At 55.8% G+C, this 24,786-nt stretch carries 24 protein-coding genes and 1 tRNA gene; 5 read left to right on the top strand and 20 right to left on the bottom strand.

Annotation, left to right across the window (positions count from 1 at the left end; translation table 11 throughout):
• Positions 1 to 21: 21 nt before the first annotated feature.
• Positions 22 to 927 (bottom strand): LysR family transcriptional regulator, encoded by a 906-nt coding sequence (locus K5E37_RS24050; protein WP_221535351.1) that lies wholly within the window; start codon positions 925 to 927, stop codon positions 22 to 24.
• Between the two features lie 102 nt (positions 928 to 1,029).
• Here K5E37_RS24050 and K5E37_RS24045 point away from each other — a divergent pair, with 102 nt between their 5' ends.
• The gene (locus tag K5E37_RS24045; protein WP_221535350.1) at positions 1,030 to 2,202 is read left to right on the top strand and encodes an aspartate aminotransferase family protein; all 1,173 of its coding nucleotides are present in this window, start codon (positions 1,030 to 1,032) and stop codon (positions 2,200 to 2,202) included.
• 52 nt (positions 2,203 to 2,254) lie between these two features.
• On the opposite strand, the gene K5E37_RS24040 is transcribed toward K5E37_RS24045, so the two are convergent.
• The 3 genes from K5E37_RS24040 to K5E37_RS24030 all read right to left on the bottom strand — a co-directional run bounded on the left by K5E37_RS24040 (position 2,255) and on the right by K5E37_RS24030 (position 5,466).
• Positions 2,255 to 4,174, bottom strand: a complete 1,920-nt coding sequence (locus tag K5E37_RS24040; protein WP_221535349.1) for an alkaline phosphatase D family protein — start codon at positions 4,172 to 4,174, stop codon at positions 2,255 to 2,257.
• A gap of 71 nt (positions 4,175 to 4,245) precedes the next feature.
• Entirely contained in the window at positions 4,246 to 4,992 is a 747-nt protein-coding gene (locus K5E37_RS24035; protein ID WP_221535348.1) for a hypothetical protein, read from the bottom strand.
• A 120-nt stretch (positions 4,993 to 5,112) separates the two neighbouring features.
• Complete coding sequence (locus K5E37_RS24030) at positions 5,113 to 5,466, bottom strand: hypothetical protein (protein ID WP_221535347.1); 354 nt, start codon at positions 5,464 to 5,466, stop codon at positions 5,113 to 5,115.
• 119 nt (positions 5,467 to 5,585) lie between these two features.
• Between K5E37_RS24030 and K5E37_RS24025 the strand changes: the two genes are divergently transcribed.
• Entirely contained in the window at positions 5,586 to 6,332 is a 747-nt protein-coding gene (locus K5E37_RS24025; RefSeq protein ID WP_221535346.1) for a hypothetical protein, read from the top strand.
• Positions 6,333 to 6,356: 24 nt separating this feature from the next.
• Here K5E37_RS24025 and K5E37_RS24020 read toward each other — a convergent pair whose 3' ends face one another.
• The 5 genes from K5E37_RS24020 to K5E37_RS24000 form a co-directional block, all read right to left on the bottom strand.
• Positions 6,357 to 6,722, bottom strand: coding sequence for a hypothetical protein (locus K5E37_RS24020; protein WP_221535345.1), 366 nt, complete (start codon positions 6,720 to 6,722; stop codon positions 6,357 to 6,359).
• Positions 6,723 to 6,831: 109 nt separating this feature from the next.
• Positions 6,832 to 7,161, bottom strand: a complete 330-nt coding sequence (locus K5E37_RS24015; RefSeq protein ID WP_221535344.1) for a hypothetical protein — start codon at positions 7,159 to 7,161, stop codon at positions 6,832 to 6,834.
• Between the two features lie 254 nt (positions 7,162 to 7,415).
• Positions 7,416 to 8,141 carry a hypothetical protein gene (locus tag K5E37_RS24010; protein WP_221535343.1) on the bottom strand — a complete coding sequence of 242 codons (726 nt, stop codon included), beginning with the start codon at positions 8,139 to 8,141 and terminating at the stop codon, positions 7,416 to 7,418.
• Positions 8,142 to 8,917: 776 nt separating this feature from the next.
• Complete coding sequence (locus tag K5E37_RS24005; RefSeq protein ID WP_221535342.1) at positions 8,918 to 10,339, bottom strand: UvrD-helicase domain-containing protein; 1,422 nt, start codon at positions 10,337 to 10,339, stop codon at positions 8,918 to 8,920.
• Entirely contained in the window at positions 10,332 to 12,062 is a 1,731-nt protein-coding gene (locus tag K5E37_RS24000; RefSeq protein ID WP_221535341.1) for an ATP-dependent endonuclease, read from the bottom strand. Before K5E37_RS24000 ends, K5E37_RS24005 begins: the two co-directional genes overlap by 8 nt.
• Positions 12,063 to 12,574: 512 nt before the next feature.
• Here K5E37_RS24000 and K5E37_RS23995 point away from each other — a divergent pair.
• Genes K5E37_RS23995 through K5E37_RS23985 form a run of 3 tightly spaced genes read left to right on the top strand, consistent with a single transcriptional unit; the run spans position 12,575 to position 15,481 of the window.
• The gene (locus tag K5E37_RS23995) at positions 12,575 to 13,537 is read left to right on the top strand and encodes an SMEK domain-containing protein (protein ID WP_221535340.1); all 963 of its coding nucleotides are present in this window, start codon (positions 12,575 to 12,577) and stop codon (positions 13,535 to 13,537) included.
• Complete coding sequence (locus tag K5E37_RS23990; RefSeq protein WP_221535339.1) at positions 13,530 to 13,766, top strand: hypothetical protein; 237 nt, start codon at positions 13,530 to 13,532, stop codon at positions 13,764 to 13,766. The genes K5E37_RS23995 and K5E37_RS23990 overlap by 8 nt, the downstream gene beginning before the upstream one ends.
• The gene (locus K5E37_RS23985; protein ID WP_221535338.1) at positions 13,760 to 15,481 is read left to right on the top strand and encodes a DUF2326 domain-containing protein; all 1,722 of its coding nucleotides are present in this window, start codon (positions 13,760 to 13,762) and stop codon (positions 15,479 to 15,481) included. Before K5E37_RS23990 ends, K5E37_RS23985 begins: the two co-directional genes overlap by 7 nt.
• Positions 15,482 to 15,685: 204 nt before the next feature.
• Here K5E37_RS23985 and K5E37_RS23980 read toward each other — a convergent pair whose 3' ends face one another.
• The 11 genes from K5E37_RS23980 to K5E37_RS23930 all read right to left on the bottom strand — a co-directional run bounded on the left by K5E37_RS23980 (position 15,686) and on the right by K5E37_RS23930 (position 24,710).
• On the bottom strand, positions 15,686 to 16,051 hold the full coding sequence (locus K5E37_RS23980; RefSeq protein WP_221535337.1) for a histone-like nucleoid-structuring protein, MvaT/MvaU family: 366 nt from the start codon (positions 16,049 to 16,051) through the stop codon (positions 15,686 to 15,688).
• 314 nt (positions 16,052 to 16,365) lie between these two features.
• A complete protein-coding gene (locus K5E37_RS23975; RefSeq protein ID WP_221535362.1) occupies positions 16,366 to 17,208 on the bottom strand; it encodes a chromosome segregation protein SMC in 843 nt (280 codons plus the stop codon).
• Positions 17,209 to 17,427: 219 nt separating this feature from the next.
• Positions 17,428 to 20,337 (bottom strand): DUF927 domain-containing protein, encoded by a 2,910-nt coding sequence (locus K5E37_RS23970; RefSeq protein ID WP_221535336.1) that lies wholly within the window; start codon positions 20,335 to 20,337, stop codon positions 17,428 to 17,430.
• Positions 20,334 to 20,606 carry a DUF3077 domain-containing protein gene (locus tag K5E37_RS23965; protein ID WP_085641054.1) on the bottom strand — a complete coding sequence of 91 codons (273 nt, stop codon included), beginning with the start codon at positions 20,604 to 20,606 and terminating at the stop codon, positions 20,334 to 20,336. The genes K5E37_RS23970 and K5E37_RS23965 overlap by 4 nt, the downstream gene beginning before the upstream one ends.
• Complete coding sequence (locus tag K5E37_RS23960; RefSeq protein WP_221535335.1) at positions 20,603 to 20,887, bottom strand: hypothetical protein; 285 nt, start codon at positions 20,885 to 20,887, stop codon at positions 20,603 to 20,605. Before K5E37_RS23960 ends, K5E37_RS23965 begins: the two co-directional genes overlap by 4 nt.
• A complete protein-coding gene (locus K5E37_RS23955; RefSeq protein ID WP_165368377.1) occupies positions 20,884 to 21,042 on the bottom strand; it encodes a hypothetical protein in 159 nt (52 codons plus the stop codon). Before K5E37_RS23955 ends, K5E37_RS23960 begins: the two co-directional genes overlap by 4 nt.
• A gap of 373 nt (positions 21,043 to 21,415) precedes the next feature.
• A complete protein-coding gene (locus tag K5E37_RS23950; RefSeq protein WP_122601761.1) occupies positions 21,416 to 21,721 on the bottom strand; it encodes a hypothetical protein in 306 nt (101 codons plus the stop codon).
• Positions 21,718 to 21,999 carry an AlpA family transcriptional regulator gene (locus K5E37_RS23945; protein ID WP_221535334.1) on the bottom strand — a complete coding sequence of 94 codons (282 nt, stop codon included), beginning with the start codon at positions 21,997 to 21,999 and terminating at the stop codon, positions 21,718 to 21,720. The genes K5E37_RS23950 and K5E37_RS23945 overlap by 4 nt, the downstream gene beginning before the upstream one ends.
• A gap of 100 nt (positions 22,000 to 22,099) precedes the next feature.
• Positions 22,100 to 22,939, bottom strand: coding sequence for a hypothetical protein (locus K5E37_RS29515; protein WP_260404453.1), 840 nt, complete (start codon positions 22,937 to 22,939; stop codon positions 22,100 to 22,102).
• Positions 22,940 to 23,219: 280 nt separating this feature from the next.
• Positions 23,220 to 24,461, bottom strand: a complete 1,242-nt coding sequence (locus K5E37_RS23935) for a tyrosine-type recombinase/integrase (protein WP_221535333.1) — start codon at positions 24,459 to 24,461, stop codon at positions 23,220 to 23,222.
• Positions 24,462 to 24,625: 164 nt separating this feature from the next.
• A tRNA-Leu gene (locus K5E37_RS23930) sits at positions 24,626 to 24,710 on the bottom strand.
• Positions 24,711 to 24,786 lie beyond the last annotated feature (76 nt).

Below are 24,786 nucleotides of genomic sequence, written 5' to 3'. Positions count from 1 at the left end.
TTCCAACAGTAGTCGCGTTGCCTACGGTCTGCCCCACATCTGCATGGCGAACTCGACGAAGCGACGCAGTTTAGGCAACCGATAGCGATCCGGCGCGTAAAGCAGATGCATCGGGCGGTTCGGCGGCTGATAGTCCGGCATCACCACGACCAGTCTGCCGTCGCGCAGGTCCTGTTCCACCAGCGCGTCCGGCAGCATCACGATGCCCATGCCGGTGCGCGCGGCTTGATGCAGGCCGGCGGAGCTGTTGATCAGCATCGGGCCTTTGACGTCGACCATGATTTCTCCCTCCGGGCCGCTGAGGCGCCACTGCTTTTCCACCGATTGCCAGTCGTCACCGGCGGGATAGGCAAAGGACAGGCAGTCGTGCTGACGCAGCTCTTCAGGCGTGAGTGGCATGCCGCGTCGGGCCACGTATTCCGGGGAGGCGCAGACCGTCAGGGTGTAGTCGATCAGCGGGCGGGCGATCAGGTTGGACTGGTCGAAGTGGCCCAGTCGGAAGGCCACGTCGAGACCGCTTTCCAGCAGATCCGGACGGCGGTTGGTCAGGATCACGTCGAGTTTGACCTGCGGACATTGCAGGGAAAATTCACTGAGCGCCGGGGCCAGGCGTTCAACGCCAAAGGTCAGCGGCGCAGTAACCCGCAGAATGCCGCGCGGTTCATCCAGCGTCTGCTCGGCGAGGCGTTCGGAGTCGGCGACTAGACCTAATACCTCCAGGCAGCGCTGGTAGTAAACGCTGCCAAACTCAGTCAGTCGCTGACGGCGGGTGGTGCGTTGCAACAGTTGCACGCCGAGCCTTTGCTCCAGCGCCCGCAGGTGATTGCCCACCATGGTCGTGGACATTTCGCACTGCAGCGCGGCCGCCGTCATGCTGCCGGACTCCACAACCTTGACGTACACGCTCATCGACTGGAATAAATCCATTATCAAGCCCGGCTTTTAAATGATTGAAGTTTTGCCGAGTTTATCCAGTTCAGGTGGATAACCATACTGCCAGCACCTCTCACCTCGCTGGAGTTTGCCGACATGACCGCCGCCCTGATGAACACCTATCAACCTCTGGATTTGAGCTTCATCAAAGGCCTGGGCACCCGACTCTGGGATCAGGCGGGCCGCGAATATCTGGACGCGGTGGCGGGCGTGGCGGTGACCAATGTCGGCCATTCGCACCCGCGCATCGTGTCGGCGATCAGTGAGCAGGCGGGATTGTTGCTGCACACCTCCAATCTCTACAGCATCGACTGGCAACAATCGCTGGCGCAGAAGCTGACACGGCTGGCGGGGATGGAGCGGGCGTTCTTCAATAACTCCGGTGCCGAGGCCAACGAAACCGCGCTGAAACTGGCGCGTCTGTGCGGCTGGCGCAAAGGCATCGAACAGCCGCTGGTGGTGGTGATGGCCAACGCGTTTCATGGCCGTACCCTCGGCACCTTGTCCGCCAGCGATGGCCCGGCGGTGCGTCTGGGTTTCAATGACCTGCCCGGGGATTTCATCAAAGTGCCATTCGGCGATCTTCAGGCGCTGGAGCAGGTGCAGCGCAAATATGGTCAGCGGATCGTGGCGATTCTGGTCGAGCCGATCCAGGGTGAAAGCGGCGTGCAACCGGCGCCGCCTGGCTACCTCAAGGCCCTGCGTGAATTGTGCAACCGTCACGCCTGGCTGCTGATGCTCGACGAAATCCAGACCGGCATCGGCCGTACCGGCCGCTGGTTTGCGTTTCAGCACGAAGGCATCGTTCCCGACGTCATGACCCTCGCCAAAGGCCTGGGCAACGGCGTGCCGATCGGCGCCTGCCTGGCACGGGGCCGGGCGGCGGATCTGTTCACCCCCGGCAGCCACGGCAGCACCTTCGGCGGCAATCCACTGGCGTGTCGGGTAGGTTGCACCGTGCTCGAGATCATCGAGGAACAGGGCCTGCTGGAAAATGCCAGGGTCCAGGGCGAGTGCCTGCTGACCCGCTTGCGTGCAGAGCTGGCGGACAATCCGAATGTGCTGGCGATTCGTGGACAAGGGCTGATGATCGGCATCGAACTCAAACAGCCGATTCGCGACCTGACACTGATTGCCGCGCGGGATCATGGACTGCTGATCAACGTCACTCGCGGCAAGACGATCCGGCTGCTGCCGCCGCTGACGATTGATGAGCGGGAGGTGGGGATGATTGTCAGAGGGGTGGCTCGGGCGCTGGGCGAAAGCTGATTGTCCCGGTTGCGTCTGAAATGGCTGCCGTTTTATCGGCAGCCATTTTTATTTAATCAGGATAGTCCGACAAATCCGGCGCCAGCATCCGGGTCTTCGGTGCGCCGTTCGCGTTGTGCTGGATGATGTCGTTCGGCTGCCCCTGTTGGTTGAAAAACACCTGACCAATCCCCGCCGAATTCCACAGCCGCTCACCCGCTTCGGCGTGTTCCGGCACGTATGGGACGATGCGCATGCGGCGGCGTTTGGTCAGCCAGTTGAGGGGGGAGCGTGGTGAGTAGAGCCAGCGGTTGAGGCGGTCGAACCATTCCAGCAGGGTAGGCGGGAACTCGTTCTTGATACCGCTGCTGGTGATTTGCCAGATGCGCGGGCCGGCCTTGCGGTGTCGGATCAGGACTTCGTAGACGAAGGAATAATGCACGTCGCCTGACAGCACCACGTAACTGCCCGGTGTACGCGAGTGTCGGAAAATGTTCAGGATCACCTGGGCTGCGCCGCGATGGGCCATCCAGTTTTCTGCGTCCACCAGCAGTGGATAACCGCACCAGCTGAATACTCGCTGCACGGTTTCGATCAGCTTCACGCCGAAGATCGGTGCCGGCGAAACGATGATCGCCGAAGAATGGTCGAGCAGTTCCTGCTGCAGTTCGCTCAAGGCTTCCCAGTCCAGCAAACCCGACGGTTGCTTGAGCGCCATTTCGCTGCGCCAGCGTCGGGTGCGAGTGTCGAGCACCACCAGCGCCGGGCTGGTCGGCAATACGAAATGCCATTGCTGAAAGCGCAGCAGTTCCTCAATCAATGCGTCCTGCACGGGAGCGTCGAGATAGAGGTCGTCACCGCTGGCGCTCAGGCCTCGGGTTTTCTCCAGTACAGCGCTGAATGCATCCGGGTTGTTGCCCCAGCCCTGACACAACATGTAGGCGATCAGCGCGTTGCCGATGATGCGTTTGGAGAACGGGTGGCCGTAGGCCGTTTCCTCCCATTGCGCGGACAGGTTCCAGTCATCGGTGATGTCGTGGTCATCGAAGATCATCAGGCTCGGCAAGTGCGCCAATGCCCGGGCCACCTGGCCGAGGCCGGCCTTGAATCCGTCGATGCGAGTCTGTTCGAGGGCATAGCGCTTGAGGCGTTCAGGCGTCAGTGCTGGCGGCTGCGGATTGACCAGTGTCCAAGGGGTTGGCGACCACACCAGCAAATACATCGCCATGACTTCGGCGAACGTCACAAGGTGATTGTCGGCGCTGCTGCTGGTGAAAATCGGCTTGCGTGCACCGCCGAAGAAACGCTCGCGCAGTGTCTCGTTGCTCTCGAGTGCCGGCAGCAAATCTGCGCGGTGGTAGTAACTGGCCGGGTGTTCGTAGAGCTTGGCGCTGTCGCTGACCACGGCGCCTTCGAGGTGCTCGCCGAACAGACCGAGGCGCTCGATCAGGGCATGAATTGCCCGCAACATCGGGCCGGCCACGTCATCGGAGTAAACCTGATCGCCGCTCATTATCAACAGGGCGGGACGTTGCTGCGGATCGGTTTCGGCGGCCAGCAACCGATCAACGCACAGCAGGCCGTCGGCGGCCGGGTGATGTGGCTTGCGGCAGGAACCGTGCAGCAACTGGTCGATGCGCGAACGAAGGACGAAGTTCGGGCCGCTGGCGTTGTCGTAGAGCAGGTGTGGCGCCCAATCGGCGATCGGCTGCTGGCCATCGATCAGCAAGTCGTAGTCGATACGGGTGTCACAGGGCAGGGCGGTTTCCAGCGGAACGTCGATCAGGTGAACAAACGCCCGGGTGCCTACCGGAATGACCGTGCATTTCCCGGCATCCAGTGGAATGTCTCCTACGCCTTGCAGGCGCAAGGTCAACGACAGTTCGCGGCTGCCGATCAGCCAAAGCACTACGCGCGTCGGTTCCAGTCGGCGCAGCAGTGGCCCGGCCAGAACAGCAGGCAACGGGCCCAGGTCATCAGGTGTCGGAGGCATCGGGGGGAAAGCTCAAGGCGCACAGGCCGGCGATGATAGCGCAGCCGGCGCCTCGAACCCTTAAACCAGGCTTAAGAGCCCGCTTTTTCCAGCTTCAGCGCCAGCAGGCGCCATTCGGCAGGCGTCGCATCGACTCTTGGCTGTTCCTGTACGGAGCAGTCGAAGCGGTACGTCACGTCGTCGCCATTCATGTTCCGCGCGGTGACGGTGTTGCTGAAGGTGTAGACCTGATCCTTGAAGCGTTGCGGCGTCAGGCTTTTGCTGTCGGCAAACCGGGCAGACGCAGGGAAGCGCAAGGTGCTGGTCACGAACGGGCTGCACATGACATACGCGAGCATTGACTTGTCGCCCTGCGCATCGGCGCGCAGTTTTTTGCTCAGTGCCGTCAGGGCCTTGCGTCCCTCATCGTCACTCTGGTCGATCACGGTTTGCACCGACATCGTCTTCGGCGCGCGACTGGCGTAGTTCGGCAGCAGCGCGGAATCCGCTGGAGAGGGCTTGTTGTCCGGCTCGATAGCGGCAAACACCGGCGCATCTTTCAGCGCAGCAGGACTTGCAACTGCCTCGGCTTCCGGCAGCAACGAGGTCGGTTCGGCTTGCTGCTGTGCCACGACGTTTTCAGTCTGCGCGGCTTCGTAGCGATGCGCCGACGGGAACAATGAAAAAGTGATCGCCAGCACCACCATCGAAACAATGAAACCGCCCGCGACACCGACCAGGTTGGCGTAAAACAGATTCCAGCTGCCGCGGTTTTTCACCACCCAGCGCCACATGAAACCCCAGGCCGCGACAAATGCCAGAAAACGCAAAAACTCCATTCGATCCTTTCCTTAAACCTGCAAAACCTGAATTCAGCGCTCGCAGTGCTGAGATGGGCGGCAAGATAGCAAAATAGACATCCGCTGCTACAGCAACCATCGCATTCAACGCCGGCAAAATTATTTGAGTGCAAAAAACATGAATGTTGTCAGGCCGGCCACGGTGCCGCAAAGGCCTGCCAGTAGCTGACGCGCAACAGGATGTTCGACCCGCGATCGATGGGATACCAGCATCCATACACCCACCAGCGCCGCAGCGGTTGTCAGCATCTGCAGCACTGTGCCCATTAGCCCGGGTATGGGCGGCCGGTCCGCCCCGAACAGGCGAATGTAAAACTCCGAGACCACCACGCCTACCATCATGCCGCTGGCGGCACCGAGCACATTGGCGAGGATCAGATTCCAGGCACCACGTTGCCTGACGACCCATACCCACATGGCCGCCCAGGCAAAAAACATAACGGCTATTTCCATCGCATTCTTCCTTCGGAATCGGTGTTGATCAGGCCCTTGGCAGCTTGCTCGACAGTGGACGGCAAGATAGCAAAATAGTAGCGTCGCGCCACTGACTTCATCTCCGTAATGGACTACTCATGCCTGCTCTCAAAACCTGCCGTCTGTTTTGTGCGTTCGTCCTTGCTACCACGCTGACTCCGGCATTCGCTGCCTGGAAAGAGCACCCGGAAAACAGCTGGAAGTATTACCTCGCCAACTGTCAGCGCATGCAGGAAAAAATGGCCGACGTCCAAAGCGGTCGCGTGCCCGGCGCCTTTGAGGTGACGGGCGATCTGGAGAACAGCCTGGGGAGCATGAATGAGCACCGCCCAAACCTGCCTCCCCAGTACCTCGCCTCCGGGGAATTCGCTCAATGCGAAAACGTGGCGGCCGAGGCCGATGCGATGATTGCCCGTGGCAAAGCCGAGTTCGCCGACAGAATGAACCAGGCTGCCGAGCAAGGCCGGATCGCCCACCAGAACTCCCCCGAATACCAACGTGCCCGTTCACTCGGCTACAGCGATGTCGGCGAAATCTCCTTCCTCAAACTCCACGAAGACATGGACGGCGAAGCACGCCTGAAAACCATGATGATTACCGTCGATGAAGTCTGCGGCCAATACTTTCGCGCCACGCAATACGTGAAGCCGTATGTGATCTACACCGTTCGGCCGTCGGATGGCGGGTGTGGTGAGGAAAAGCGCGTGGCGATTGTCGGCGGCAGGTCGGTGGAGAAGGGCGATTACATCGATGAGCGCGGCGAGTTTCAGTATGTGGGCTGGAAGAAACTGGTGGGGGCGGATGGGTTTCCTACTGAGATTCGGGTGTTGAAGGCTCGGCGCTGACCGCAAAACAGTCACGCCGTCCAGTCACGTCTGGGGGAAATAATTCACCGCCAGAAACAGCAGGGTCGCCATGCCCGCGGCCAGGCCACACACCGCGCCGAGCAACTGACGTGCAACCGGATGTTCGGGTTGACGGCGATTGGCAATCCACAGCCATACCCCCGCCAGAACGCCCGCGCTGGTGATGAACACCACCAGACTGCGATTCAGATTGGGTGTCGCCATTGACGTACCAATGACTGCGTCGTAAATCAGCGTGAACACAATGCCGGTAACCACGCCACTTCCGGCGCCGGCAAGGTTGGCCAGTAACAGGTTCCACTCACCCCGTTGCTTCACCACCCACAGCCAGGTTCCAGCCATCACCAGCAAACACAACACAGCATCCATTTTGGTCTATTCCCGAGTGCGCGATAACAGAGGCGGAGACAGGCCTCTAGCGAGTGGACGGCAAGATATCAAAATAGAAGCTTCGCGCCACTTTCTTCATCTGCGTAGCTTAAAGAATGTCCTTCAAATAACCCTTGAGCGCGAGGAGCGGCTGATCCAGCTGCTCCAGCGACTGCGCCTGACCGAATTCGATCGACAACTTGTGCAGTTCCCGCCCCAACGGTTTCTCGACGCCACCCAACGCATCCATCGCCAGCGCCAGGCATTCGTTCATCTTGAACTGGATCGTCTCGACATCACCTCGGCGCACCAGCAATTCGAACACGTCTTTCTGATAGTCGCCCATGACCATGTCATCCCGCAGAATCGGGCTCAGGCCTTCTTCCTCGTACGCGAGTTTCAGGGAGAACAGGGCGACGGTTTCCAGTGACGTTTCCATGGGGTGAACCTGTGTGAGATCTCGCCGGAGGGCCAGCGGCACTTTCCGACAGACGAAAAAAAAGGCCTTGCTAAGCAAGACCTTTCTTGATTTTGGTGCCCGAGGGAGACTCGTGCAATTCATATAATTCAAGGTCTGCAAGGCGATTTGTTGGTTAGGGATACAGGGAGGGATACATGCTTACAGCTACTGCCGTAAAAAGCAGATCGCCTCCGAGTAAATCCAGCGTCGATATTAGCAGCAGTCTTTATTCATTAGCAGTGACGGCACCTTTCAGTGGAAAGGTGAGTAAAGCCACAATCGCATAGCTTTGCGTCAACCGTCGTATTGCAATGGAAGCAGAAGGGAGTTTTGAGATGGTCGATCACTAGGTAGGTTTGGTAGCAAACAGGACAGTCCAACGTCCCCTCGAACTCATCCGGTGAGTCCCCATCTTCCTCGTTCCAATCAGGCCAGGTGTCGTTGATCCACTGTTCCAGTCGATGCATGGCGATCCATTCAAGATCCTGCCGGTTAAAAATCAAACCCCGTATCTGCCGAAGCGTCGTAGGCTGAATGTCCCGTTCCAGTTTTTCTTTCAAAACACCTTCGACGAAGAAAAAAATAAACTGCAGAGACTCTGAAATTATCGCTTCGTCTTCTTCTTTGTGGTCGTAGCGGTGGTGTTCAATGCGGTTTCTTCTCTTTTGGATTCGCTCAATGACGGATTGAGGATCCTTGTGTAAGCCTTGGCCGACATTCTCCAGTCGGGCGAGCGCCTCTTTGATCCCTACCGTCTGCGAGTCGTCGGTAATTTTTGCGTCGATGTTCCTATAAATCAAAATCGGATTGGTGCGGTACAGCTGCTCCTTAAGCAACAGCTCTATGGCATGGAAGATCGTCAGGATTGCGTGTTTCCTACTGGAGTACCCCGGCTCTTTCAAGAAGTGCTCGATTCCGATTCGGAAAGAGTCGACTGCATTCGAATAAATATCGCTCATTTCGGCTTCCCCACTGAGTGCACCTACCAACGTGCTGGGAATTGAGGCTATCCAGTCATCGTGTGCCTGTCCATTACATGCCGCCTGCTAGGCCCATGTGCAAAAAACCGCTGGGGACCCTGAGGCTTTCTCGTCCACACGGGGTCGGAAACCCGCGGGACTGTGGTAGCGGGAGATGCTGCAGCTTACTGAAATTTCAACGTTGAAATTGAAAGGATCGTGAAGAAAAAAGGACATCGTTACCTTACCGGTAATGGTGGCCTTGGATCGATTGTTTCGTAGTGCAGATGCACAGGTGAACAGGCAGTTCACCGGGTTCACCTGTTCACTAAGCTGGGAGTTCTCCCGCTAACAAGATTCGGCGGGTTTCATGCCCCGTGTCATTCGGAAAGGCTCAGGGTCCCCGGCGACAGCTTGTCGGCTGCATCTGACCTGCGCTGGGGGAATCGACATTTCCGGGGAGATGGGGTGTAGCTCCTCAAGGGCGTGTTACGTAGGTTACGGGTGTAACGATTTCTATAACTTGTTGTAAATATTGATTATTTTATGAGTAACACTGCCTCGGCGAGTAGATAGAGAACTGTGTTACCGACTCAGCGCGTGTAACGCTGAGCTCGAGCGGTACTCCTTTTGCTTGCTGTTGTTTGCCAGTGATTGTCTAACTCAGATCGACTGCTAGCGACCATAAACGATGTTTGTCGTGGCAACGTAAAACTGGGTGAGAAAAAGTTGTCATTCGCTCTACCATCGTAAGAAATGAGAGCTGGAGCTTTCTCTCAGTTCCGCGTCGGTACTAACTCTGGCACCGCTGAGCACACAACGAGCCTATTAGACCCGCGCGTCAGGGCGACGTAGAGATGTCGGGCATCCATGTTTTCGGGGGAGGGAATGACGGCAACCTCGGCCTCCAGGCCTTTGAGAAGTAGTGTGCTGCCAATCGCGCGGCGAGCTAATGGTCGGCTCTCGTGGCGATTACGCTCTCGCTCGCGAATGGTGGCGGCGGAGAAGGTACAGTTGCCGCTGGCCGCCAACTGCAAAGCCCGCAGACAGCCATACAGAACGTCAGGGCGATATACACGTGAGTTGTCTTGGCGCATCAATGCACGTAGTGCTTCTGCGGCCAGTGGGTATGTCGGCGTGGCAGCGAAGGTCAAGAGCGCTACCTCGGTGGGCGTCGGTGGTGTTCGCGCTGTACCCCTGCGCAGGCTGTCCAATCTAGGCAAGAGGGTGGAGAGGCCAACTTGCGTCATCGTTTCGGCAGCAAAGTGAACCAGCCGCGTGACAGCATCAGGTGCTTCTAAGATGAACGTAAGGCCAAAACTGGTCAGGTCCGCAAGATCAACCGGCTCGACCGCTGTGGCTCCGGGGGTTTGGCTGGCCATTTGTCGACGTCCTCTGGGATTGCGACTGTCGCCGATTATCAGGACCTGTCCATCCGGGGTTATCGAGCGCGTCAACGCCGCGGCCAGGCGCTGGCGGTCGGCGGTGGCGGGATGCAGTTGAACCCATGTGACCTCAGGAGGTGCCGACCGTAGGTCGACACTGCCACCTGCTTGGAGGACGCGTCGGCAGTACAAAAGCCAATTGCCCAATTGCGGCGTCCCGGCGTTAATCCATCGCCAAGGTCGGTTGAGCTCGCCGATCGGAGGAAACTGCTGCAGAACATGCACATTCCAGTCGACTAACTGGTTTCCGCCAAAACCGAAGATAGCCTGCATTGGATCGCCAAGGACGCAGGTCGGCAACACGGTGGCCAGCGCCGTGACCAAAGAGTGCTGAACCAGGTTGCAGTCCTGGTACTCGTCAACGATAACGTGGGCATACGTGGCTCCCAGCGTCTCATTGAGGTGTCCGCCTTGCAACAGGTGGAGGGCTGCCACACGGATGGCGGGATAGTCCCCACCGGGGTTTCTCAGCTCCAAGGTATCAGCCGGTAGGCCGCTGCGCGCCGGAAAGAAGCTCACCAAGCGCATGGCAAATCCATCTAGCGTTGCGATGCGGTACGCCGATGACGGGACATTTCCGCGCTGCATCCGCAGACGCAACGTGGTAACTCCAGCATTGGTGTGAGTTAGGATGAGTACCGGTTTGCGACCCGTATGCTGAATCAGGGTGTCGGCGATAATCTGTGTTTTACCACAGCCCGCAGGTGCCGTAATGGTGCCCAAACGGACGGCTCGCAAATCAAACTCAGGCATGAGCCCATCCGTACAGCTGGTTGACCAGCGCAGCAAAGCCAGCTTCCACGGCAGGAAGGTGAGGGCCGACGATATCCCTGGCAACGTCTTCGAATTTGGTGACGGACTTGAACCAGCCGTTCTTGCGATGGCGGGAGGTCAAGCCGAGGGCTTGGCGCATTTCTGCTGTATACGGAGTGCCGGCAAGGCGCAGCGCGCGAATGCCTGCAAGCGTGATGGTCCCTTGCGAATGCGATTGAATGTGGGCGGCCACCAAATCCTCGTCGACCAGTTCAACTGCTCTTTGAAGCAGAGCGTCGATGGCGAGGTCGGGCAGGCTAAGGAAAAGTTCGTCCTCCAACGCACGCCCCACCCGCCAGGTCATGGTTTCCCCACCGGACGCTGTATAGGCCTGAACGACTGCGTCAGTTGGAGGTTTGTCTGCGTCGACGAGGACTAATACTCGGTACCCCAGGCGCCGCAGGGCGAGACCCCGTACGAAGCATCGGTCGGGTTCGCCGCCGCCAACGTTCACATAAGCCGTGCCGGCCGCGAGCATCGAAACGCCATTGATTGAGGTCCAGTAGTGGTCCAGTCCGCGTATAAAGCCGACCTCGCTCGCCCCTTCGCACACGATGACGTTGCGCGCTAGGAATGCTTCCGGGTCGGCGCGGACTGTACTTTGGATATCGTCGTTCACGCCGACTTGCAGGGCACAGGTAGCCTCATCGGCACTTTTCCGGACGACGAAGATCTGGTTGCCGCTGAGTTCGCGCACTGCAACCGGGGAATGCGTGGTCATGAACACCTGCAGCGGCACAGTGTTGTCCTTTGCTCCAAGCGAATTAAGCAGCCGAGTGAGCCGGTGAGGTTCAAGGCCGTACTCCACCTCATCGACAAGCACAATCGACGCACGCTGCGCTGCTTCGCGTTGGAGGCCAGCCACCAGCAACCGCGATGAGCCGGTACCCAAGGCACGCAAAGGCACCCCGGCAGCGTCATGAAGAGCTATCGCACCATCGCCAATGGAAACCGCTTGAGCATCAAGCAGCGCTTGGACCGCTCCGCCAACAGGAACACCCAGGGTTGTCGCAGTTCGGGCCACCGTCTGCAACGTATTGCCCAACTGCGCTCCCGCTTGATCGCCAAAATTGAGCCTTGCTTCACGTGCGGCCCGGGCCAGTTCAGCCGTAAGCTCTGGTCGCTCGTCCGAAAGCCGATTGAGGACGGAACTGCGATTCCAGGACAGATTGGAGCTGGCATACGTGCCCAGTCTGGCAGGCGCCAAGGCTACCCGCTCCTTCCATGCGATGCTGCGCTCTAAGCCCAGCATCTGCGCACGAGCCGAGACTAGTGTCCAGGCCGGCTCCAAGTCACTATGCACGGTGAGTCGAAGGACTAAGGCAGTCTCCATCCCTTGCTGTGGTTCTTCATCCACCATGCCTGTCGATGGCTCGTAAGCGCGTAGGTAATGCCCGTAAGCATCCAGGTCTTTTAACGCGTCTGACAACGCTCCGAGTGTCAAAGTGATTTGAATGGGCTGGGATACACCCAGTCGATAGAAGTCGGTGTCAACAAACGATACGTTTCTTCGAGCTCCCAGACATATGTCGATGGCATCCAGAATCGTACTCTTGCCACTGTCCCCTGGACCAATCAGGCAATTCAAACCTGGAGAAGGCTGCCAAGTCAGTGCCCGAATGGACCTGAAGTTCTGGATCTCGATCTTGCGAATTCGTGCCACAGGTTTCTCCTTTGATTCAATTGATCCAGGCAAGATCCAGCACTGTGCAGACAGCAAGAATGCACGCTCGCCAGGTACTATAGTCAAGATGCCATTATGGAGAGAGCCGATTGGCTGAAACGACTGCGCTGCGCCCGTAGCAGGCTCGAACAGCCTGAAAAGGTGGCCCATCCGCATAGGGCTGAGGATGAGAGATCTATCAAAGCTGTATTCGCAAACGTAGCGTCAATGTGGGTTGCAAATATTTATTGATTTTTGCGGGAGAGCTTAAATTCGCGTAGGGCCTAGAAAGAACGGTCGCTTCTGGCTTATAACTGCCATTCGTGACAAGGATCTACCGTCTGACTCACAGCGGTCGTTCACGCATGTTTTTGGGCCTCACAACGACTAAAATGAAGGTGAAATCAAAATTCAGTGAAAATACCTTCGGTACTAATATTAGGACTTGCTCAATCGCGCTACCGCCGATATATAGAAGTTTATGATCATCAAGGGATGGATGTTGATTATTTATGAATCGAATTGATTATCAGAAGAGCATAATCAAGGCGCTTTCCTGGTTGAAGACGCAGGTTGAGTATCAAAATAGTTTGAGCCTGACGGATATTAATCATGGCGCTGAGGACTTCTACTGTGGTCTGTTGAATCTGGTTTATGGCTATAGTTTAAAGAATATAAATATCGCTGATCCGAATGCGGCTGCCATCGATTTGGGTGACGAACAGAACAGAGTTGCTATACAGGTGACGTCCACGTCTGCCCTGAGTAAAACAAGGTACACTGTGGAGAAGTTTGTAGAAAAAGGGCTGCATAAAAAATTCGACAAGCTGCTAATTATTAATATTGTCAAGAAGTCCAATCACGAGGCTCCGACCATTGGCGGGTCGGAATATGTTCTTGATACAAAGAAAGATATTCTTGATGTAGAGGATCTAATTAAAAAAATAAATAGCGATCGTGATCTTGAAAAGTTAAGGTCTGTTGCAGCTTATCTCGATGCTGAACTTTGTTTGCCGGTACAGAAATCTTTGCCGAACGAGGTTCTAACCGTGCTCGGTATCATAGAATATATCAGTGATGAAACTCATGCGGGTGCGGGGAATGGCTACATTGAGGAGCCTGATCCAGATAGAAAAATATTCAAGCGGTTTCAGGAGCACTCTGAGTTTCTTGTTGAGATGTATAATGACGGCTATGTTGAATATGGTGCTGTGTTAGAGGCTGTTAAGAAAGAATCTGACTTTGGACAGGTTAAATTGCGGCGAGCTGCTAACTATCTGAAGGAATACAGCGACGCTGTTTTGACGGAATGCGGTGGCGATCCCCAAAAAGCACTCAATAAAATAATTGAGAGTTTTAAGGTCCTTTTGGGAGGCAATGGCTATGCTTTTGATGCTGGGGCTGCAAAGTTTTATGTAATAGACCAGCTAGTAAAGTGTAATATATTTCCGCTTAAGGAGGTGCCACTTGCCTAATTTGTTTTCTAAAGACGACGACTTGCGAAAATCAGCGCCCGTGCTCGGTTTTGAAATTTTGAAACTACTTCGTGAGTCTGAAGAGTCCCAGGTGAGCATTTTTGACATTGCTAAGGCGATGGCTAAAGCTGGCGGAATTAACGCTAGAAGTATCTATTACGCGATGCTATTTTTATACTCCTTGGATATAATTGATTTTCATGAACCATATCTGGTCGCGAAATGTTAAAGATAAGAAAGCTATATAGCGAGCCCCAAGTTTTTGATCCGATTGTATTTCAAGATGGGATTAATCTAATTCTTGGTGAAACTACAGAGGGTAACGTTAAAACTAACGGCGTCGGCAAGTCGATGGCGGTTGAGTTTCTTAACTATGGCTTATTAAAGCGTCATGAAGATAGCAGGGTTTCCCTGATTCCAAACGAAGCATTTCCCCATAGTACACTGATTTGCGTGGACTTCGAAATTAATGGTAGGTGTGTGACAATTAAAAGGAGTATCGAAAGCTATAAGTGCCCGATGTTGATCGTAGATGGCGAGAGTAGAGCTTGCAACGATATTGAGGATGCCACTAGATATCTAACCGCATTGCTGTTTGGATCCTCCAACGATGAAAGTATTCCCTCTTTCCGCTCCATGCTAGGCCCGCTGATACGAGACGAGCGGTCAGAGTTTAAGTCTATTATCAAGTGCTTTGATACGGAGAAAAATATTCCGCCGGATTATACACCTCATCTTTTTTTACTAAATATTGATCCAAAGCCTTACAAGCAGGCAAAAAGTCTTTTAGGGGAGATAGATAAAACAGGGAAGGCCATCTCTAAAGCAAAAGAAAATATTGTCGCCATCACGGGAAAAAACGTTTCCGAGGCTAAGGCTGATTTAAATGAGTTGACCAGTCAGGTTGAGAGAATACATCAAGAAATGGAGCGTCTTGAGAATGTTGAAGGCTATGATATTGTAAAGGATGAAGTAATTGAAATTGAAACGCAGTTGGATGCGTTTCGATCAAGACAGGCAGTTATCAAGACCGAACTTTCGAAAATAAAATTGTTTCGAGGTGATAACTATATCGATGAACATGAGGTTGCTGAACTCTACAATCAGTTCAAAGAGGGTCTCGGTACTCTTATAAAAAAACAAATTGAAGAGGTTACGGCGTTCAAGAAGAGAATTGATCACTTCCAAAAAACGTTGATTGATGGGCGGCGGAGGGAGCTTGAAGATAGCCTCAAGGACATAGGTGAAAAAATTCTTCGGCTTGACCGGCTGTACAGAGAAAAGCTTTCACTCATTGACCAGAAGGGCGCTCTGAAAAACCTTCGACAAACTATTGCGGCTTATCAAAGAAAGGTAGAGGATCACGCATCCCTTTCCGCGTTTATTAAGAAGCTCGCTGATTATGAGCGTGAAAAGAAGGAAAAAACCAATGAGCGGGATGGACTGATTTTTCTGCTAGACAGCTTGGTAGTTAACTCGTCTGACGTGATCGACTCTCTGGAGAAGACTATTCTAGATATACATGAGAATGTTGCTGGAAATCGCCTGAGCTCCTTTGAAGTGGAAGTTACAAAAAAGAAAGAAATTATAAAGTTTGAACTGCGTATATATGATGATGGGAGTCATAGTAACGAGCGCGAGAAAGTTTTTCTGTACGATATCGGATTGCTTATAAATGCTGAAACAGGTAGGCGTCATCCTGGTTTGTTGGTGCATGATAATATCTTTGATGTCGATTATGATACGCTTATTAAAAGCTTGAATTATCTCAGCGATAATGAGGATGTCTTTGCGCAAAAACAATATATCCTGACGCTTAATAGCGACAAAATACATGATGTAGATATCAATTCGCGTCTTCGATTGGATCTGGTAGGCTTGAAACGAGCTGCTTTCACAAAAGTTGCAAGATTCCTAAAAACCAGTTATCAAGAGCTTTCTTAGAGGTGCCTATAGCAATTTAAAGCTTTGGAAGCGGTTATCGATAACTTACTGAAAGGGGGGGCGCAAATCGATCATTAGCTATTGCAGTATTATCTTGAAATAGGTATCGAGTTAACAAAGCAAACTAACCTTGAGGTTTACTGGAAAAGTTGTCTGGTTAGATGTGAAAAAAAAGCCTCTGCAGAGGCCTTTTCTTATTGGGTGTTATTTAGTCAACCAGCTTTCTACCTCATTGACGCCATGCTTGGATTTCCACTCTTTCAGCGTCTTGTGATTGCCGCCTTTTGTTTCAACCACTTCACCGGTATGCGGGTTTTTGTAGACCTTCAGCTCACGAGGTTTGCGCTTGCCCGGTCCCGCGGCCGGCGTAGGCGCGCGCTTCGTGCTTTGTGGATCCAGCAGGTTGATGATGTGCTTGAGGCTGAAGCCGTACTGATTCAGCAGTTCGCGCAGCTTGGTCTCGAACTCAATCTCTTTTTTCAGTGCACCGTCGCTCTTCATAGTTTCCAGTGCTTGGAGCTGCTCGGCGAGGTGTTTTTCCAGCTGACGGTATTCGGCAAGTTTAGACATGTTCGTTTCCTATGTTCGTTTGATGACTGTTTGAATGCTCGTTCGGCTAATAAGTTCAGCGCTATTCTGAAAGTTTCAGATACTCTCGGATGCTGATGATCTCCGCCTTGATCAATTTTACGGTGAGAATCTCGACTTTCGTTTTTATGCGGGGTTTGTCCACGAATTCCAGCATTTCCTTTAAGGAGACTATTCGTGCTTTCAGTAGTTCTTTCCAGTTGGGGGTGTTTCTAAGGTCAAATTGAATGATCATTTTGTAGCCTGTGGTGGTTCAAACAGCCTACCTGCGTAGGCTGTTTCGGTGGTTAAGCGAGTTACAGCGAGAGGATGTCTTGCACGCTGTACTTGCCGGATCGATCCAACAGTTCGCGCCAGGTCCAGCTGTGGAAGTCTTCGCCTTCTTGTGGAAGCACTAACTTCATCAGGCTGAGGTGTTCCCCTCCCAACATGCCTTGCACATTCCACAGCTTGCCGCCCAACTCCATCAGCGCTTGCGCTTGTTCGTTCCACCGTTCCTCCAACACTGTCCGGGCCAGCGACATGGCTGTTCTCTGGATGGTTTGATGTTCCCTTTGCGCCTCGGCAATGTGCTGGTCGACAATGGCCAGCTCTTGTTCCAGTGCTGTGATGATCAGGTGTTGACGCCGATTGTGTTCGGTCGCCGTCGCTAGATTTTTCGCGGCCTTCTGTGCGTCGGCATTGGCGTTTTTTTCGCCCTCGGTATCGCCCCAGGCCACTGCCTGCGCGTAGGCGGTGGCGGCATCGGTTTCGGCTTGCCGGGCCTTGGTCATGTCCTCTTCGGCTTGCTGATGGATCTGCGCCAGGCGGGTGCTGAGGCTGTCGCGTTTTTCGTTGAGTTCTTGTTCGTCGGCTTTCCAGTTCGCCATCGACTCGGTGTAACCCGCCATCAGGGTTTCATGATTGAGTAGTTTCTCGCGGCGAGTGATCTTCGCATCGAGCAGCCAGGCACGGTGTTTACTGGCGTCGTAAGGAACTTTCAGGCTGCTGTGCTCCTTGCGAATTTCGGTCAGCCGTTCCTCCTCGATGACTTCTTCGCCTTCCAATAGCGCCTCCAACGGCGCGATCTTGGTGTGGTGCTGTTCAGCGTCGCTCAGATGCTTATTGCGTTGGGCGGTCAGTTGGTTGATCTCATCGATCAACCGCTGCTTCTTGTCACAATGACCTGTCGCGGCAGTGCTGTTCGAAACCGGCAGTGCTAGCCAGTTGTTCTCGCGGCCGGCCAGCAGTTCGTGTTGTTCAGTAGAAGCTTGGAATTCGTTCATCTGTCTTGTTCCTTCAAAAATTGGATTTGGGTTGAATGAGCGGCTGGCGAGGCCGGGAATAAGCCGGCGCTACCTCGATCAGCGGACGTGCCTTCAGGCGGCCCGAGCCTCGCTCTCATCCGTTCCTGGAATCCTTTTCACGATGTAGCAGCGCTGAGGCCCAAGCCCGGGCAACCGGACCAGACTCGATGCCTTCCCATCGCTGGCCGGCTCCAGCACTCCGCGCTGCAACAACTCCTTGTTCACAGCGTTGATGTTCATGCCCCGGAAAATCTCTGAGCGCCACGCCTCGGGCAGCACGTAGTAGGTGTTGGTGGTGTGCATGGTGTCGCCCATGCCGTGTTCCAACGTTTTGCGAAACCCGAGGCGGTCGATGGTGCGCGGGCCGTGTTCATCGATCTTGGCCGCTGCTGACTCCCAGCGGGTGAAGCGGCTTTCTCCAAAACGCTCGATGACCTGGCGCAGCCGCGCCAAGATCGCATCGCCCTCGAAGTTACCGGCGCCACCGCGCTCATGGAGCCACGCGTTCAAGCACACCCGAGCGGCGGTGGTAGCCGTGCCGTCCGGCCATCCAGTGATGCCCATAGCGGTGGCAAGCTCACCAGCGGCCGCTGCAAGGCCGAAGCGCGCCGCAGCACGGTGTGCTTGTCCACTGGCAGAGGCGGGGAGCGCTTGGGCAATAAAGCCTTCCAGCGTGCGCCGCAGGATCGCTGCCCAGCCGTGGCGCTTGCCGGGTTCGCACAGCGCGGTCAGGAACGCGGTAAGCGGGGTGCCGTAGTAGTTCGCCACGCGCGCCTTGAGTGCGTCGGAAAGAGCGGCGGCGTCTTCGAAACCATTGAGTGTGTCGAACATGCCAAGGCCTTTGCTGGCATCGGCCGGAATGGCGAGCATGCGCACCTCCATGCCGGCTTTCAGTTCCTTGTTGGCTTCAGCCATGTGCTGCGCCAAGGTCTTCTCGCCGGTAGAGAGGAACAACAAGCGCCACTCCTGCACCTGTCGGCCCGCTTGGCCTCGATCATTGGCGCGGGCTTTGCCGGTGCCGTTGCCGAGCATGTACACCGTCTCGCCGATGATCCGGGCATCACACATGCCGATTTCATCGAGCACCAGAAGCCCGTCGGAATGCGCGGCAGCGATCGACTCCAGCGCGTTGTCGGTCGAGCGCCACGAGCGCACCAGACGCGGCCCGCCGTAGATCGAGGCGGCAACTTGCAGGTGCGTGGTCTTGCCACCGGAGCTATCGCCGTACAGGTGAAAGCCACCCGATTCATGGCCGAGCATGTGCAGCAGCGGACCGGCAAAAGCCACGCCGACGACAAACGCCAAGCGATGGTTGCCGATGCACAGCGCGCCGATCTGCTGTTGCCACTGTTCCAACGTGCCCGCTTCGCTGATCGGCGGAAGTTGCGCGCCGGCCTCGTAGAAGTGCAGGTGTTCTGCGTGCATGCCGACCTGCTGCTCGGGCAACAGAAAGGCGTTGTCATGCCAACCCAAACGAGTGACCAGACGCGCCCGTTGCGCGCTGTCAAAGCCGCCCAGATAACTCTGCAAATCGTTGCGGGCATTGCGCCCCGAGCGACTGCCGGCCAGACGTAAACCCATGTCCACCAGCGGGCCGAGTACGTCTTTACCGAAGTCACCGGTCATGGTGCGCGCCGGGATGTTCCAGCGTTTCTTGGTGCCGTCGGGGTCGTCGAACTCGACCAGCAAGCCCCAGTTGTGGCCCTTTTCGTCACGAGTACGCGCAAGGATTGCCAGCGGCGAACACACCGGGCGTGCCTCACCGTCGTCGCCGGCATAGAACACGCCTTCGGGCGTCAGTCGAAAGCCACCGGGCATCAGATCGTTTTTCGATTTTGCCGGTCGCTTGGCCGGTGCTTTTGGTTTCGGTTCCGGTTCCGACTCGGCTTTCACCTGGTTAACTACCGGCGCTTCCTCAATCACACCGAACAGCTCGCCGCTGCTTGCCAGTTCGGCGAAGTGGCCGGCGGTCCAGCCTTTGTTGAGCGCATCGGCGGCATCGTCGCCGTCGTTCCATTGACCACCTTTGGCGAACGCGGCGCGGTCGTTCTTCAGCGTCGGCTTGCGTTTGAACACCTCCAGCGCGATGACCCGGACCGAAGCGGCGCCGATTTCGCGCAGCTTTTCGGCAACGGTGGCCATGCATGTTTTACCGCTGTCGTCGTTGTCCGGCCACAACACAACGTCGCGTCCATTGAGCGGCGTCAGGTCGGCTTTGTGCCAGGAGTTGGAACCGTTCGGCCAACAGGTTGCCACGTAGTTCGGCAGCAGTTCGGTGGCAGCGTCGGCAGCTTTCTCGCCTTCGCACAGAACCACCGGTGCGTCAGTGCGCTCGGCCATTTCATCGAGGCGCAGCAGCGGACGTGGATCCGGCAGACCCTGCCAGCGCCATTGCGTGGTTTGACCATCGGCGCGCTGACACCACGTCAGCGGTGCAAAGACCTTCTTCGGATTGCCGTCTTCATCCGGGCCGAGGTCGAAACGATACAGCGCCATGAGCGGCTGACCCTGCACGTCGCGGTAGATCCACACCTTGGATGGCACGCCGTGTTCACGGTGCTTAGCCGGGCACTTGTTCATGGCCTCGGACGGGATCGGCTGGATGGCGTTCCATGTCGGCGCCTTGGGCTTGGTCGGTGCTGCCATTGTCTTGGCGGCGCCCGGCGCGACGTTTAGGAGGTCGGCCAGCTTGTTGCAAGCCTCGACGTCGGTGCCACCGTCCAAGTAGCGCACCAGATCGATTAGGTCGCCGCCTTTGTCGCCGGTAGCAAAATCCGCCCATGTGCCCTTGCTCAAGTTGACCTTGAGCGAACCGGCACGCTTGTCGCTGCGAGTCGGATTCGGAGCGGTGTATTCCTTGCCGCCGTCCACGCGCTTGCCGTTGGGCAGCCAGTGCGACAAGACACGATCAATGTCTTTCAGCGCGGCGGCTTTCACGTTGGCAAAGCTCGGACGTTTAGCGTTGTTCGGTCGTTGGCTCATGTGTCAGCCCTCGGCAGAAAAAGCGCATCGTTGATGTCGTCGATCAGCGCTTTGGCCATCTCGCCCAGGTATAGGGCGGGCCAACTGAAACGCTCGCCGTGGTCACTCATGGCAGCGTCGAAACTGAGCTGGTTCGCGTGATGCTGCAGCAACGACACCATCTCCAGCGCGTCTTCGACGGGTACTCCGGCATTCACCCGAAATAGCTTTAGGTCGGTGGCATTAACGCGAGAAAAGGTAGCGTGGCCCGGTGTCGTGGAAATGCTCATAGCGCACCACCTTTCTGCACCGCAGGCGTTGAGGTGTTATCGCCGTGCATGGCGAGCGTCTTGATCAGTCCGAGGGTGCCGCGCACGTCCCAGAGGACGGCGGCGATGATGTGATTGGCAAGGCGCGAGGATTCGTTTTCGAAGTGATCTTCCAGCAGCGTGAGTACCGAGTCAGCGCGGTCGATGGCGCAGGTGATGGCGTCGATAGGTACGCCGGCTTCTGCGGTTGGTTTCACGCAGAGCAGATCTTCGGGCAGGGCAAAACTCAGGGTGTTGTTCATTGGGCACCGCCTGCGGTTTCGAGCGCGCGGGCTTTGGCCATGTGAGCGTTGTAACGAGATAGACGTGTAGCGAGGCTGGAGTTGGCGTGTAAAGCGGCGAGAGCCATTGCTCGGTGTGCAGCGGCGCGAATTTTGGACGGATTGATGGCGTGCATGTAGAGCTCCTTTTGCTGAGGAGCTGCCACCGCTTGCGGCCAAGCAAGGAATGGTGACAGCTGTACGCGGGTTGGCCGACCGGGGCAAAAGGGACCCGGCACACCCGAAGGTGTCCCACGCACAGCCGCCATAACACGATACGACGGGCACAAAAAAAGCGCCTGCGTTCGGATGGAGGGCGCTTGTGCGCCTTTTGCGATTCGGACGGCCAAGTCCGGTCGCTGAATTTGCAGCGACGGTCAGAGAGTAACGTCCGTGTTTCGAAAGTGCAACTGCGCTGATGGCTTGCGGATTTTTCAGGTGCGGCATAAATTGTTCGTGCATGTAGATTGACCTCAACGCCTCCGGATCGCCCCCGGAGGCGTTTTCGTTTCAGGCATGGGCTTCCCAGCGCAGGGAGAGAAGGGGCAGAAATCCGCCGCTGAGCATGGAGCGGGCGTCTTCGTACGCGTCGATCTGCTGGCCTTCGTCGACGACCACGGCCCCGGTTTTTTCGCAGTGGAGGGAGAGGGCGCACCAGGTGCCGTCGGCCCAACTGAGCACGCTGACAACGCGACCTTGCCTGTCCTGCTGGCTGCGGTAGCGTTCAAGACGCTGCATGACGCGAGACGAGAAACCGATCCGACGCAACACCGAAAAGGGGTGCATCAAAGCGTTGTTTGCAGTCTTGTGGCTCATGCAGCCACCTGATCACGTGCCTCGATGCGGCTGCGCGCCCACGCTTGAACTTCAGAAAGGACCCAGGCGACAGGGGCGCCGCGTGCGTTGCTGTTGCTCAGTTTGACGGGCTGGGGAAAGCCGCAGTCGGTGCGTTGCATCAGTTTGTAGATGGTCGAACGCTTCATCCCCACGATGCCTTCCACTTCGCGCATGCGGATTAGAGTTGAAGCGGCATCAAAAAGTGAGGCGGCGTTGGCGGGAGTATTGCGGGGAAAATCGGTGACAGAGGTGTTCATAGGTATTGCTCTCGATTGATTTGGACAACGAGAGCAATGGTCTAGAAATTGGTCGGCGGTGAGCAGTTCACTTCCATTTGAAATGACATTGAAATATCGGTCACACCACAAAATTGCGCTTGAGGATTCCCTCCACGCTTTTGCGGGTTAGCGCTTTTTCTGTTTCCATTGTCACCCACTCAGCGCGCTGTTTGAGTGGTTTGGACACCTCCCGTTCCAGCCAGGCGTGAACCGCCGTGGTCACGTTTCGCCGTGACATTCCGCTAGACACGTAGTGTCGACCTTGCCTAATGATTGCTGTATCCCGTGCGCCTATCTCTTCGTTACGCTCCATTCCGCTGATGATGCCCCCCTTAGTGCGGATAGCGTTCTCGATTGCCCTGTAAGCGATTGGGGTCAGCTCGTCACTGATCAAGCAGGGTAGGGCTGTTATGGGCTCCAAAAACAGCACGTACTGGTCCAATGCCTCAATACGTTCGTTTGGATCGACCTGTCTTTCCACAACCTGACAATAAAGGTCCCACGGCCAATCCGTCGGAGGCTCGGCAACATGCGACCAAGCCTCTTGTTCGGTGGAGCGCATCCAATCAGCTAAGGCGCTCAGCGTTTTTACTGCGCAGGCCATGACGTAGGCTGCATATGCCTCGCGTTCCGATGCTGAATGACACTTGCTGTATTGGCGAACCCAATGAGCGAGACGGTTTTGTTTGTCGGTTGAGGCGTACTGAAAAATAGCCTCCTCATGCATCGTTGTTTGGATGCACATGCTGCTCATGTCGCTGTTAATATCGCCGGTCTGGATGCGAATGCAGCACTGATTGATCAGCTCGCACACGTCAGTGATCTGTTCATTGCAGAACTCGTAGAGTGGCTGCTCTGAGAGATATTGGATCAGGCCAGCGGTTAGCGCCGAGTGCAAGATCGGGTGGGTATCAATCATGCGATTGGTTCTCGACGTGCAACGCACTGTCCCGCGCCCTGCGGGTTGGAAGAGTAACCAGCGAGCTTTGCGCCATGGGCAAGAGTGAGGGAGTGTCTGCCCGCAGCAGGCAAGGGGCCTGATGTAACGTTACACAATCGGCGTGCGTTACTTCGAGTGTACGGAATGGCGTGCTGGAGTGTAACGGGATTGAAGGCCAATGAATCCGGGTGTTTGGCCGGCATCGTTACACGAGTAACACTTGTTACACGGTTTTTGAAGGTGGTATGGATAAGTGCATTCATACCGCTCTTCCAAATTGTCCCTTGATCACCTTTTCGCTTGCCAACGCATCAAGGTGATCTGCATACCACTGCATCATCTTCACCCGGTGCTCAAGGTATTGAGCCTTGTTGTATATCCCGGATATTCCCTCTTCTTTGTGAGCAAGCTGCGCTTCGACATGCTCTTTCGGCCAGCCGTGTTCCCTGAGCAGTGTGCTGGCGGTGTGACGAGTACCATGACCAACCAAGCGACCTTTGTAACCAACCGTCGCGAAGACTTTGTTGATGGTGTTTTCGCTAATCGTTGGATTCTTAGCGCCCACACCAGGGAACAGCCAGCGACTACGACCTGTGAGGCAATGAAGTTCTTTTAGAGCGGAAAGCGCTTGCTTAGGGAGTGGGCACACAAAGTCTCTTCGCATCTTCATCTTGGCGGCAGGTGTCGTCCATAGCGCTTTATCAAGGTCGAACTCTTTCCATTCAGCTAACCGAACCATGCCCGGTCTAGATGCGGTCCAGATACAGAGCCATGCTGCAGTCCGGGCCGTCAGCCTGCTGGGAGTGTTTTTGAGTGCTTGAAGGAATTCTGCCAACTCAGGCTCAAGCAAATGAGGATGCTGCTGAGTCTTCGGGGCCTGGGCTGCAATATCTCGTAGGCGACTGCCCGGATCGTTTTCCGTGAGGCCCAAACCGATGGCTCGCCCGAATATCTGATTGATCCAAGTGCGACACTTTTCCGCCACGTTGTGTGCGTCCCGGGCTTCGATGGATGCTTGGAGTTCCGCGCAGTCGGTACGGGTGATTTCGTCTAGAGGCTTATCGCCCAGTGCCGGGAGTATGTCTTTGTCGAGGTAGGTGCGGATTTTGTTGAGGGTGGAGGGTGCGAGACCCTTTTCCTCTTTTGCCTTCAGCCAGGCATCAGCGGCAGCTCGAAAGGTTCGGGTCTTGGCGGCATCGATAGCAGCTTTCGCGGATCGCTTTTGTTCTAGGGGATCGGCACCGCTACTCACTACCTTCCGTAGATCGGCAGCTTTGTCCCTTGCCAACGCACCACTTACTTCCGGGTAACCCCCGAGCCCCATCCAAGCCCAATTGCCCGCCGGACGTTTGTAGCGGAGCTGCCAGGATTTACCACCATCAGGTTTAACCCTGAAGTAGAGGCCGTTTCCATCCAGCTCCCTGTATTCCTTTGATTCCGGCTCCAATCCCGCAAGTGTCGTGTCAGCGAGAGGGCGGCGCTTGATGTCTGCGCGCTTCATCCTTGTATCCCAAAGTTCGGTATTTTTCTCAGGATACAAGCAGGGATACAGGGATACAACGGATAAGGGGAGACAGGGGGAGACAGACAGGCACAAAAAAACCGGCCAAGTGGCCGGTTTCTCTGGGTCTGAGAGGCTGGTAGAGACTCTCAGATACTGCTATGTGGTGCCCCGAGGGAGACTCGAACTCCCACTCCTTTCGAAAACGGATTTTGAATCCGCCGCGTCTACCAATTCCGCCATCAGGGCTCAATGGCGGCGAAGTATAAAGAGGTGCCTACCGTTGGTCAATCACGTTTCATGGTCAATTTTCGATATTTCCGCT

It is taken from the genome of Pseudomonas sp. RIT778 (assembly GCF_019718735.1).
Classification (GTDB): domain Bacteria; phylum Pseudomonadota; class Gammaproteobacteria; order Pseudomonadales; family Pseudomonadaceae; genus Aquipseudomonas; species Aquipseudomonas aphyarum.
The sequence above is the reverse complement of the archived record's forward strand: the minus strand, read 5'-3'. Positions and strand labels throughout refer to the sequence as shown.